The organism is Enterococcus sp. AMC1251 (assembly GCF_058216535.1).
Genome location: NZ_CM177098.1, coordinates 367969 through 380058, shown reverse-complemented (window position 1 = coordinate 380058; position 12090 = coordinate 367969). Strand labels below are relative to the sequence as shown.

At 34.4% G+C, this 12090-nt stretch carries 11 protein-coding genes; 4 read left to right on the top strand and 7 right to left on the bottom strand.

Annotated elements, in window-relative coordinates; genetic code table 11:
* Window positions 1-31: 31 nt before the first annotated feature.
* Entirely contained in the window at window positions 32-634 is a 603-nt protein-coding gene (locus AC4BBR_RS01705) for a class I SAM-dependent methyltransferase (protein ID WP_490460883.1), read from the bottom strand.
* 10 nt (window positions 635-644) lie between these two features.
* Window positions 645-1235, bottom strand: coding sequence for an SGNH/GDSL hydrolase family protein (locus tag AC4BBR_RS01700; protein ID WP_490460882.1), 591 nt, complete (start codon window positions 1233-1235; stop codon window positions 645-647).
* Window positions 1236-1977: 742 nt separating this feature from the next.
* Between AC4BBR_RS01700 and AC4BBR_RS01695 the strand changes: the two genes are divergently transcribed.
* From AC4BBR_RS01695 to guaA, 3 genes are all read left to right on the top strand, one after another.
* The gene (locus tag AC4BBR_RS01695; RefSeq protein ID WP_490460881.1) at window positions 1978-2502 is read left to right on the top strand and encodes a hypothetical protein; all 525 of its coding nucleotides are present in this window, start codon (window positions 1978-1980) and stop codon (window positions 2500-2502) included.
* Window positions 2503-2608: 106 nt separating this feature from the next.
* Window positions 2609-3532: a type I pantothenate kinase gene (gene coaA / locus AC4BBR_RS01690; protein WP_069641246.1), complete on the top strand. Its 924-nt coding sequence runs from the start codon at window positions 2609-2611 to the stop codon at window positions 3530-3532.
* Between the two features lie 279 nt (window positions 3533-3811).
* Window positions 3812-5368 carry a glutamine-hydrolyzing GMP synthase gene (gene guaA, locus AC4BBR_RS01685; RefSeq protein ID WP_490460880.1) on the top strand — a complete coding sequence of 519 codons (1557 nt, stop codon included), beginning with the start codon at window positions 3812-3814 and terminating at the stop codon, window positions 5366-5368.
* 429 nt (window positions 5369-5797) lie between these two features.
* On the opposite strand, the gene AC4BBR_RS01680 is transcribed toward guaA, so the two are convergent.
* Window positions 5798-6739: an alpha/beta fold hydrolase gene (locus tag AC4BBR_RS01680; protein ID WP_490460879.1), complete on the bottom strand. Its 942-nt coding sequence runs from the start codon at window positions 6737-6739 to the stop codon at window positions 5798-5800.
* 605 nt (window positions 6740-7344) lie between these two features.
* Here AC4BBR_RS01680 and AC4BBR_RS01675 point away from each other — a divergent pair.
* Window positions 7345-8649, top strand: a complete 1305-nt coding sequence (locus AC4BBR_RS01675; protein WP_490460878.1) for an ISL3 family transposase — start codon at window positions 7345-7347, stop codon at window positions 8647-8649.
* Between the two features lie 174 nt (window positions 8650-8823).
* Here the strand turns inward: AC4BBR_RS01675 and AC4BBR_RS01670 are convergent, their stop codons facing one another.
* From AC4BBR_RS01670 to AC4BBR_RS01655, 4 genes are all read right to left on the bottom strand, one after another.
* Window positions 8824-9327: a DUF4411 family protein gene (locus AC4BBR_RS01670; protein ID WP_207696433.1), complete on the bottom strand. Its 504-nt coding sequence runs from the start codon at window positions 9325-9327 to the stop codon at window positions 8824-8826.
* A 3-nt stretch (window positions 9328-9330) separates the two neighbouring features.
* Window positions 9331-10440: an ImmA/IrrE family metallo-endopeptidase gene (locus tag AC4BBR_RS01665; RefSeq protein ID WP_490460877.1), complete on the bottom strand. Its 1110-nt coding sequence runs from the start codon at window positions 10438-10440 to the stop codon at window positions 9331-9333.
* A 464-nt stretch (window positions 10441-10904) separates the two neighbouring features.
* Complete coding sequence (locus tag AC4BBR_RS01660; RefSeq protein ID WP_490460876.1) at window positions 10905-11147, bottom strand: helix-turn-helix domain-containing protein; 243 nt, start codon at window positions 11145-11147, stop codon at window positions 10905-10907.
* Between the two features lie 604 nt (window positions 11148-11751).
* Window positions 11752-12048 (bottom strand): immunity protein CdiI family protein, encoded by a 297-nt coding sequence (locus AC4BBR_RS01655; protein WP_490462054.1) that lies wholly within the window; start codon window positions 12046-12048, stop codon window positions 11752-11754.
* Between the last annotated feature and the right edge of the window lie 42 nt (window positions 12049-12090).

The following is a 12090-nucleotide window of genomic DNA, read 5'->3' as shown; positions in this document are numbered from 1 at the left end:
AATCGTCAATGACTCCTTCATCGTATATAGATTATTCTTTCACACTTCTTAAAATATAATAGCCTTTATCTTTTGTCACGATCTCTACATTCCCAAAGATTTCTGCCATTTTCTTCTCAGCACTGGGCGCGCCTTGTTTCTTTTGGATCACGACAGTCAATGTTCCGCCGACAAGTAGTCTAGGATGCGCTTCACTTAAAATTTCATGCACCACTTTTTTCCCAGCTCGGATCGGTGGATTGCTAATGATTGCAGCGTATTGCTGTTCATGGGTATCAGCGTAGATATTTGATGTGTGGATATCGACATTTTCCACATGATTTTTCTTCGCATTCTCTTGCGCTAAAGCGACTGCTCGCTGATTGATATCGATCATTTCTACCGTTCTTCCACTGAATGAAGCCAACGTTAAACCGATTGGACCATAGCCACATCCGACATCTAGAAGCATTCCTTCTGGCAAATCTTCCCATTCAAACGCATCGATCAACACACGGGAACCAAAGTCCACTGTATTACGGGAAAATACCCCACTATCGGTTAAAAACTGGAATTTTTTTCCTCTTAATTCAAACGACCATTGCTCTAAATCATGAGCCAAATCTGGATTTTCTGTATAATAATGATTATTCATTTTCTTCTTCCTAACTATTTTCTTTTGTCATCAGTCTACCTTTTATTTCTCGAACAATCAAGGCAGCTAGTAAGTCATAACCGGTTTTAGAAAAGTGTAAGCCATCTGTTTGTAAAAATTCATCTGTTCCAGGGTAAACGACCATTACTTTGTATAAATCGATGACAGCAATTTCGTATTTAGCGCCGATTACTTTTACTCGTTCGGCATATTCACGAATCCGATCATCATCTCGGGTTGGTTTTCTAGCGCAATCTACATATGGCGGTGTGAGTAACACGACTTTTTCTTTGCCGATTTTAGTGATCATTGTTTCGAGGTTTTCTGCGTATTTTTCTAAAGGCACTAGATTGTCACTATTCGTGTCATTAGCACCGAAAAAGATCGTTACGATATCCGCTTTTTCTGCTAAGACTTCTTTGTCCAAACGTTTCATTGCATCTTGCGTGGTATCTCCCGGCATCCCAGCATTTACGATCCTCACTTCTTCATAATGTTGAACAGCCAGATCTTCTGCGATCAGATTTTGTAAAATCGGCGTGATGGCTTCATCACCATATCCTGCTGTGATACTATCTCCAAATAAAACGATTTTTTTCATGAAGGATTTTCCTTTCTGTACTAGTTTTCTTTACTTAATCATACCACTGAAAAGGTCGTTTTGCCGAGGCAAAGAATTATTTTAGCAGTAAAAATGAAACAGCCCCTCCTCCTATCCAATCATACGATTCAAATTTAACTAACATCCTCAAAAATCGACTAATTGTCATAATCATATTGAAACAGTAACTCTTCCGTTATACAATAAAGTTAAATGAAATAAGATAGGAAAACTTACATATGAATAAAAGAAGAATACTCGGCCTAGCCTCGCTTTTGTTTTTAATTGCGCTTGGTGGCTGCCAAAAAATGCTGCACTAAAAACAAAAGACTACGATCTAGCTATCATTGATTCAAAAACATCACAACCTTTCTTGAAAAAGACGATAAACTAGAAAAAGTGGAGCAACTTAAACGAACAGATGGACATCTAAATTTTTGGCGTAATAATTTTTGGAAAATAGATGATCATTACTACACAAAAACCTCTGAAAATCCCAAACTTGAAGTATCCTTAGCAAAAATTGGTCGTGACTTATCCATTGATCTTGTCAAAGCCGAAGGAAATGATGCCTATACTTCAAATGTAGACGGGGAATTTTTCTATACTACCGCCTGTTTTAGTGATCGAACAGAATTTTATAAGTATGATAAAAACTTGAAACTCCATAGGAGAGTATCTCTATGTTTTATGTGGCTATACTAACCCTGATGATGGATCAAGCAAAAATAGGTTAGTGAAAATGACAAAGGAATTTGAAGTGATCGAAGAAACCGATTTAGGTGATGAAACGAGTGCATACATGAGAATGGTTCATTTTCAAAATAAACTGTATATTACAGAAGCCAATGCCAGTGTGGGGGTAACTGGTGAACCAGGAGAAGCAAATCGAGTACTTGTATATGATCTAGCAACAAAAAATCAATCGTATCTCACTTTGACTTATCCTTATCCAATGGAAATATATATAGACGAGCCAAACGAAAACCTAATCATTCGTCACTATGAGCTCTATGTAAAAAGCTATACATGGACCGTTTATAACTTGAAAGACCAATCAGAATCGTTCATTCATTTTCCTGAATATGAAAAATTGGAACAAGAAAAACATATAAATCCTCCATTTTTCACTCAGGATAGTGGTTATTACTATTTTATGTTCGATGATCAACTCACCAAATATGATCCTAAAACGAATACATCGATCAAACTAGACTTATCAGCCTATGACTTTGAAGATACAAGTGCTTTGATTATGAATAAATAAGAATACACACCAAAACTCTACTTTAACCACTCAGTAGGGTTTTGTTGTTTTATGAAAGATGCTATAATAAGCACAGAAATAAATGTTGGCTTTGGTGGAGGAACCGATGGACGATAAAATGAATTATTACCCCATTTCACGGAAGGAATGGCAGGGCTTCTATCATAACGGCAAAGCGCCGCTGACAGAAGAAGAATTAGAAGATATCAAAGGCTTCAATGATCAAATTTCATTGCAGGATGTGCAGGACATTTACGTGCCGCTGACCCATCTGATTCATTTATATATGAAAGAATTTGAGTCTTTAACTGTTAGCAAAGGGCTGTTTTTGCATGAATATGTACCTGTTCCGCCTTTTATCATCGGGATCGCTGGTAGTGTGGCTGTTGGGAAAAGTACCACCGCTCGCTTACTGCAGCTGATTTTGTCCAGAACCTTTAAACGTCGCAATGTCCAACTGATTACAACGGACGGCTTTTTGTATCCGAATAAAGTATTGGAAGAAAAGGGCATTATGGATCGGAAAGGATTTCCAGAGAGCTATGACATGGAAAAGTTGATCGACTTTTTAAACCAAGTCAAAAATAGCCAAGAAGAAATCAAAGCACCACTTTATTCTCATAGTGTCTATGATATTATCGAAGGCGAATATGAAGTGATCCAACAACCAGATATTTTGATCGTTGAAGGAATCAACACACTGCAATTGCCAGCCAATCAGCAAATTTACGTCAGCGACTTCTTTGACTTTTCTGTCTTTGTAGATGCTGAGCCAAAGCTGATTGAAAAATGGTACCTTGAACGTTTTGGTGCCTTACTTGATACGGCCTTTCTTGATCCAGATAATTACTATTATCAATATGCGATTGGGAATCGTGACGATGCCTTTGCGATGGCTAAGGAAGTTTGGAAAACGGTGAATTTGAAAAACTTAGAGGAATATATCTTGCCAACTCGAGGCAGAGCGGATATTATACTTCATAAGACTGAAAATCATATTATTGATGAGATATTTATGCGTAAATATTAAAATTAATTTCGCTAATCTTCAAAAATCTGCTACTATTCCCACTCAACAGTAGCAACACTCAACTTGATTCTAAAGGGGTCAGAATTTTCCTAACGGAAAATTCTCCATAAACGGTGTAAAAAAAGCAGGTTTCTTGCTTTGAAACACAAAGAGCCTAGCAATTTGATGTTGAAAAGTACAAGACGCAACATTTGCGTGTTGTTCCTTCTTTGCTTGAACCTAAACGCTTTTTTTTACAACCTCTTTTTAGATAAATCTAAATGGATAGGGGTAATAAATGTGACCAATGTTGCCGATTTGACAACTGTCGAAAAAATTATTGTTTTAGACTTTGGTAGTCAATATAACCAATTGATTACTCGACGTATTCGTGAATTTGGCGTGTTCTCAGAGTTATTGAGCCACCGAATCACAGCGGATGAAATCCGTGCCATGGCACCAAAGGGAATTATTTTCTCTGGTGGCCCAAATAGTGTTTATGATGAAAATGCGTTTAGTATTGATCCTGAAATTTATGAATTAGGCATTCCAATTCTAGGGATTTGTTACGGCATGCAACTGATGATGCATAATCTAGGTGGAAAAGTTGAGCCTGCTGGCAACCGTGAATACGGCAAGTCAGAGTTATCACTTTTGATTCCTGATTCACCTATTTTTAAAGGAACACCTGAAAAACAAATCGCTTGGATGAGTCATGGTGACCTTGTCGCTGCCATCCCTGATAGCTTTAAAACGGTGGCAACTAGCGCAGATTGTCCGTTTGCTGCAGTTGAAGATACAGACCGCAACCTTTACGGTGTGCAATTCCATCCAGAAGTCCGTCATTCTGAATATGGGAACGACTTATTACGTCACTTTACTTTTGATATTTGTCATTGCGAAGGCGACTGGACAATGGGCAACTTCATCGAAATGGAGATCAACAAAATCCGTGAACAAGTCGGCGATAAAAAAGTGCTTCTTGGCCTTTCAGGCGGCGTGGATTCAAGCGTTGTTGGTGTGCTTTTACAAAAAGCCATTGGCGATCAATTGACTTGTATCTTTGTAGATCATGGTTTATTGCGCAAAGGTGAAGCAGAACAAGTTATGGATAGTTTAGGCGGAAAATTCGGCTTAAACATCATTAAAGTAGATGCAAAAGAACGCTTCTTAGATAAATTAGCTGACGTTTCTGATCCAGAGAAGAAACGTAAAATTATTGGGAATGAATTCGTTTATCTTTTCGATGATGAAGCAACAAAACTTGATGGAATCGACTTCCTAGCACAAGGTACCCTTTATACAGATATCGTAGAAAGCGGAACTGAAACAGCTCAAACAATCAAATCTCACCATAACGTGGGCGGATTGCCGGAAGATATGCAATTTGAACTGATTGAACCGTTGAATACGTTGTTTAAAGATGAAGTTCGTGCATTAGGGATCGAATTAGGCATGCCAGAAGCACTAGTTTGGCGCCAACCATTCCCTGGTCCTGGTTTAGGGATTCGTGTTCTGGGCGAAATTACCGAAGAAAAATTAGAAATCGTGCGTGATTCTGATGCGATTTTACGTGAAGAGATCGCCAATGCTGGTTTAGATCGTGATATTTGGCAGTACTTTACTGTGTTACCTGGCATCCGTAGTGTGGGTGTGATGGGCGATGGTCGTACGTATGATTATACTGTGGGTATTCGTGCAGTGACTTCGATTGATGGAATGACAGCTGACTTTGCTAGAATTCCTTGGGATGTGTTGCAGAAGATTTCTGTGAGGATCGTGAATGAAGTGGATCATGTGAATCGGATTGTTTATGATATTACGAGTAAGCCACCTGCTACTGTTGAGTGGGAATAATATACAGGTGAATGACTCACAAATCCATTGATTTATAAGGGGTTCTGCACCAATGAATTATTCCAAAATAATAAATTTATGCAAATTGTATACCTCGTGTGACCACGTTTGTAACCACGAAGTCAGTCAGAAATGGCTGGCTTTTTTATTTCACTTTTTCTAAAAATAAAATAGATAATTTACCCCTTTTGGAAAAACCGGAAGTTCTAATTCAATCCTAAATTCGTTGTGGCCTTAGACACCGACTAAATATAAAGAAAAGCGACTTACTCTTCCTTGAGCTGGTCGCTTACTTTTTTATTCTTGTTCTATGAACACGTTGTATAGTTATTAATAATCCATCCTACATCTTACTCTTAAAAGGAAAAAGAGAAGTATTTTTAGATTTCTCTTTGTAGCCAAAACTATTTTCTCTGAAAATAAAAATAGTTATTTATTAAGAATAATTGCTTTTACTTTTTCTATGTCTTCATTAAAACGTTGTGGTTCATCAAACATAGGAAAATGAGCAGATTGTTCATATAAATAAAACTCTTTCTGTGGAGCAGTAATCGTATCAAAAAAGACTTTAGCCTGTTCTGGGCATGTCATTAAATCATACTTTCCATTGAAAATAAATACAGGGACTGACAACTCGCCAACAACAGCCCCATAAGTTTGTACCATGAATTCTGAGATTAGCGGAACTGCTTTAGGTGAAAATAAGACACTCATAAATCGAAACTTTTCCCTCAATGAATATCTCCTGTAACTGAATAAATCCTTCATCATATTAAAATTTGAATACTTTCGTCCATTGAAAATACCTCGTCTATGTTTGGAAATATATTTATCAGTAAACATATAGTAGTCACGATTAGTTGCAAATTCAATCTCTAATTTATTTGGAAATTTTTGTAAAAACTTAATATTTCCTTCCTTTTCACAGCAATCCTTTACAAAATCATAGACTATTTTTTGATGTTCATACATTGAATTAACTTGGCCAATACCAATATAAGCAGAAAAAAGAGCGGGTCTTTTTTTTACAGCCAAACTTGCAGTTAGTGTTCCAAATGAATGCCCCATAATAACACAAGTATCCTTGTTAAACTTTTTCAAAAAATACTCCGCCCACTCAATAATATCTTCTACAAGTACGTTTACTTCTAATTTCTTTTGAGTAGCATTTGAGCTTAGCCCACACTCTCTTGTCTCTGGAAAAACACATTGAAACTGTTTCATCAGATCTGGGAAATATTTTTCAATTAAAAATATCTCAGGATACAAAGGTCCACCGTGTATGTATAATAGCAGAAGACGATCATCTGGATTTTCATCAAAAATTACTCCTTTCTCTTCACCTGCAATGTTTATCACTTCTTTTTTCATATTTATAGTCCATTCCTTTCAAATCGCTCACAGCGCTATAATGTATAAAGACAAATAGTCCATCTTCTATTATATACTAAAACCTGTATTGAATTATTTTTTTATTCGTTTTTATACATGTCTAGCTACTAAAACAATACAAATACCTCATTGTATTCTATCAAAGCAATACTTTTCTCTATTTACTCCAATTCTTCAATCATACTTGCAACCATGGAAATTTTAAATATATAACCTATAACAAAAATGTAGTAAAGAACGATACAGTAGTTATAAGGAGTTCCACTTACTTTTTTCAAACATCTAACCTCTCAAGAAAGAAAAAAGTAATTTGAGTTTTTTGCCAACTCTAAATTTTGTATATTTCTCCTTTTGGAAAAACCGGAAGTTCTAATTCAATCCTAAATTCGTTGTGGCCTTAGACACCGACTAAATATAAAAAAAAGCGACTTACTCTTTATTGAGCACGTCGCTTATTTGGCTCTATACTTTCTGATGTTGGTGAAAAATCACCGGCATCTTTTTTAATGCAAAATAATAGAAAAGACACCTCAATATCCTTTAGAATTAAGTCGACTAAAACCATTCAAAAGGAGGAAATCAAGATGTCCTATACAAATCTTATCAAAAATACATTAGATATTCTAGACTTAAACATTACTTTTAATGAAAACTCTTTAAACAAAGAACGCATCAAAGGACAGATCTGCCACGTATTTTCTGGTACATTGGATTATTTAGCCCACTCTTGTCCTCATTGTGGTGGCAATGAAGACGGATCGATTATTCGTTGGAGCTTTACAACCTGTCTGATTTTACTGAATGATGTCTCTGAGTATCAAACGTATTTACGCTTGAAGAAACGCCGTTTCTTCTGCCATTCTTGTACTAAAACCTTTGTCGCTGAAACAAGTCTGATTGAAAAGTGTTGTTCGATCTCAAGGAAAGTGAAGCTTTCTATTGCCGATCGTTTAAGAAAAACCACGTCTATGAGTGAAATTGCCCGTCAAAAGAAAGTCTCTGTTTCTTCTGTTTATCGCGTATTGAAACAGTTTTATGAACCCCAAAAAATCAATCGGCTCACCTTGCCCGATGTTCTTTGTTTTGATGAATTCAACTCTGTGAAACAAGTCGCTGCTTCTATGAGCTTTATCCTAATGGACGGGCAAACAAAACAGTTAATTGATGTCGTTGAAAATCGGCAACTCCCTTTTTTAGAACGCTATTTCTCACGATTTCCTTTGGCTGTTCGTAAAGGTGTAAAATACATTGTTTGCGATAGGTATGCTCCTTATTTTTCTTTAGTTAAGAAACTATTTCCCGAGGCTCAGATTATTCTTGACCGCTTTCATATTGTTCAACACATTGGGCGAACATTCTTAAAACACCGTATTCAACGAATGAATACATTTCTTCACCAGGGAACGGAAGAGGCAAAAAAATATCGTCACTTGAAGAACTATTGGAAACTTCTCCAAAAGAATCAATCAACACTCAATTTTGAAAAATGCCAATGGCGTCCTTCTTTTCGTGCTTATTTAACAGAAACAGAACTCGTAGATCGGTTACTTGCCTATGATAAAGAATTGAAAGCTGGCTATACCTGTTATCAGGATTTTCTCTACGCCATACAGACCAGAGACTACACAAGATTTCACGTGCTTTTAAAACAAGATTATTCTAAGCTTCCAGCCTATTATCAAACGACAATTAATACCTTTAAAAAAGTTCAAACGAGCATTAAAAATGCGTTGGATTTACCTTATTCCAACGGACCGTTAGAGTGCTTGAATAATCATATAAAAGTATTGAAAAGAAATGCCTATGGCTTCCGTAACTTCTATAATTTTAAATTGAGAATTACTTTATGCTTTGGCACTGTTCTTTTTCAACCAAATAGAAAAACCTAGAGGACTTTCCCTCTAGGCTTCATTAGTGATTTAATTCTTTGGATTTCTTCACCAACATTAGTTGACAAAGAGCCGTTTTTTTTTGACTTACTTTTTCTTTCTTAAGAACTGGTTTGATTGTTTCAATTATCAAGGTGCTTCAAAATCCGTTAATATCAAACGTTACAGAACCGTTTATATTTTCAATCCTATCTCTTTAAAAAAATCTAGCATCGTTATACACTTGACTCCCAAATCAGATGCAATATCTGGAATTTTACAAGCTTTGGAAGGGTTAATTCTATTTAGATTGGCATTCTTTGTTTCATCTGTCACAATTGTAAATTGTTCCTTTTTCGCTATTGCAATTAACCATCCATCAGCGATAGTATCATTTGCCCAACCACGCTCACTAGTCAATGCATTTTCTTTATATAAATCACTTGAATTAATGTGTTGTAATACACTTCCCCACTCTTGATCATAAGTTTTATGATCAAGGAGCCCCCTAGTATAATTATTAGCTAAATATTCTTTGACAAACCATTCACTTTGGTATGTTTCGTTAGTAACTATTTTAGGAATAACAATATTTGTATTAAGCACTTTAGTAAACTCTTCCCAAAAAGTCGGGAAATTTTCCTTTGGATAATAACGATCATAAAAGGATATATAAATATTCGTATCTAATAAATACATTCTCTATCTACGCTCCTTTAATATGTTATATCCTCTGTAGCTTACTCCTACAAGGTTAAATGCATCTGTGTAAGATAGTCTTTGATTATTAACCGCATTCTGAACATAATTAAAAAAATGTTGGTCAATCCTAAATCGTACATTATTTTTAAAATCTCCACCACTTGATTTTTTTTCATCAAACAGCTTTTGATTTTCTCTATACTGTTCGTTTAGTTTATCAATTAAGCCCATATATTGTTTATGACTGATTTTTTTGTTATCTAGCATCTTACGTACAATAACGAACTCACTAACTTTAAAGATATTAGCTAAATCCACAGTATTTTGAGTAGTATTGTATTTTTCTAAAAATTTATCATTTGGTACCAATATTTCAGCAGTAACTTTGTTAACAAACGCTTCAGTGTGATCAAAATCAGTTGATTCATTTTGAATACCATAAATTTCTTCATCACCAATAAAAAGATGTACTAACTCATGAATAAGGGTGAACAATTGTCCATTTTTAGTATCTTTTTGATTTAGAAAAATAATCGGCGCTTTTTTATCTATTAAAACAAATCCCCTGAATTCATTTAAATTTAAAGCACGATGAGTATTATCTTTGTACTTTCCATTAAGGAACACAAACACCCCAATTTGATTAATTTTTTCTCTAAAAAATTTTAAAATATTTTCTCTACTCACTTTTAAATAGTAATCTTTTTCAATTCCCAAGATATCCCGAATATAGTTAGCAACTTCTAAATAATTGTCAGAAATCAAAAACTTACCAATGTATTCTAACTCCGTTTCGATTTCTTCACGTAAGAAATCTTGTTTAGAACGCATTTCATCAATAGTGTCTTGTAACTCTCTGCTTTGACTAGCAACATATTCTGAATTAATTGTTCTAAAATTAATAACATTTAGTTTTTTTTCGATCGGTTTATCTAGCATCAACAACCCTACTGGAATTGAAAGTTCTTTAGAAATTTTAGTTAATTGATTAAAGGTAGGAGGTTTTTCACCAGACAAAAACTTATCAAAATTTTTATGCGACTTTTCTTTCATATACTCTATAGAAAGACCTGACTTCTCAAAATAAGCATTCAAAGTTTGAGTATTCATCTCGTTTTCCACCTTTCACTATAATATTTCTTATGCTAATTGTATCATAGTTTGTCAACCAAAAAAACTATGTAAACTTTTTTTAAACACTTTTAAAAAAATAATACTTTAAATCAAACTCGAAATTTTCCTTAGCGTTTACCAACAATTAATCGCATAAACAGAAGTCAAGTAATTAGCAAACTCTCCAATTCTTTGCCTATGCTCAGATATATTTGTCTAGTTCTATTTGGTACATCACCTTCTAAAAAAGATCTTCAGCCCAAACATCACTATTCCATGCATTTAACTTATTTTTCACACTCTTATTAAGATTACATTCTCAAAAAAAAAACCAATTGGAAATTATTTCTTTTTAATTATAACACAAAATTAATTTTTAGTTTGAAACAAAAAATATATTTAAACATTTGTTCAACAAAAAAACTACGATTCATCACAAATCGTAGCTCCACTAAAAGTAATTATTCATCCTCAAATATAGTATTATTCATCTCTGGAAAATCCAACAATTCAGAAACCGTCATATCTAATCCCATTGCTAATTTATGTAACGTTTTCAACTTAGGGTTTTTGGTCTTCCCTTTCATAATATTATCCACAGTAGACTGCGTTATACCTGATAAAGTTGCAAGTTTATTGATAGATATATTTTTCTCAACACGTAAATTTTTAAGTCGTAATCTAATTACATCAGAATAAGTCATAACTTCCCTCCATTAACCTTGTACAGTTAATTAAAGTATATAATATTTCCTTATAACAAATTAACTGCACGCGGTTGACGACGAATAATCCTTGTGACAAATTAACTTTATAAGGTTAATAAATATCATTAGGAGGTCCAACATGACTCACCCAATAAAAATGATCACCTATCAAGACCTACATAAACTAAATCATTCAATCCAACAATTAAAGAACTGGCACAAAACATTCAGTTCACTAAAAAACAACATCCATAATCACTCTATTCCCGATAACCTCTTCTATGAACATGAGCGAATACTAAAAATATTAGCTCAAGAAACACACAAACTTAAAACCAAACAGAAACTCAAAAACATTTTGATTTAAAATCCTAGCCGCAAAATGGGATTTTAAAGTTCATCAGTATTAGCCAAACTGGTACTGATCAACGATAGATTTAAACAAGTAGTTGGATAACCGGCTACTTGTTTTTTTGATTACACATCAGCAGTAGACTAAGAATACTCATGATATTTAGACCGATTATTTTTTTCTATAGTAACCAGCGCAACGCAAAAAAGCCTAGAGGAAATCCCCTAGACCTCGCCACTACTATATGAATTAGATTTTAATCTCATTCTCTATTGCATATTCTTCTCCAAGTACTTCTTGTAGATAATTTGCTATTTGATTAAACTCATCAAGAAATAATTCTTTTTCTATATCTGAGTTAAACCCAATGTACTTGAAACTAGTATCTGTATCAATAAATAGATCATTATATTTTTCCTGTAAGGAAACTAATTTTCTTTCTAATTCTTTATCTTTCACTAACTCTTTAGGTATATCGTTATATAGAAAACGCCCATCTGCATATATCCATATAGGAAAACATTGATACTCTAAATATAGTTTTATTTTTTCATCTCTGTACTCCTAAATTAAATAGTACATTATTTA

What these genes read in the sequence shown, in the direction of transcription:
- AC4BBR_RS01705 (WP_490460883.1), bottom strand. Translation starts at nt 634, where the DNA reads ATGAATAATCATTATTATACAGAAAATCCAGATTTGGCTCATGATTTA.
- AC4BBR_RS01700 (WP_490460882.1), bottom strand. Translation starts at nt 1,235, where the DNA reads ATGAAAAAAATCGTTTTATTTGGAGATAGTATCACAGCAGGATATGGT.
- AC4BBR_RS01695 (WP_490460881.1), top strand. Translation starts at nt 1,978, where the DNA reads ATGACAAAGGAATTTGAAGTGATCGAAGAAACCGATTTAGGTGATGAA.
- coaA (WP_069641246.1), top strand. Translation starts at nt 2,609, where the DNA reads ATGGACGATAAAATGAATTATTACCCCATTTCACGGAAGGAATGGCAG.
- AC4BBR_RS01680 (WP_490460879.1), bottom strand. Translation starts at nt 6,739, where the DNA reads ATGAAAAAAGAAGTGATAAACATTGCAGGTGAAGAGAAAGGAGTAATT.
- AC4BBR_RS01675 (WP_490460878.1), top strand. Translation starts at nt 7,345, where the DNA reads ATGTCCTATACAAATCTTATCAAAAATACATTAGATATTCTAGACTTA.
- AC4BBR_RS01670 (WP_207696433.1), bottom strand. Translation starts at nt 9,327, where the DNA reads ATGTATTTATTAGATACGAATATTTATATATCCTTTTATGATCGTTAT.
- AC4BBR_RS01665 (WP_490460877.1), bottom strand. Translation starts at nt 10,440, where the DNA reads ATGAATACTCAAACTTTGAATGCTTATTTTGAGAAGTCAGGTCTTTCT.
- AC4BBR_RS01660 (WP_490460876.1), bottom strand. Translation starts at nt 11,147, where the DNA reads ATGACTTATTCTGATGTAATTAGATTACGACTTAAAAATTTACGTGTT.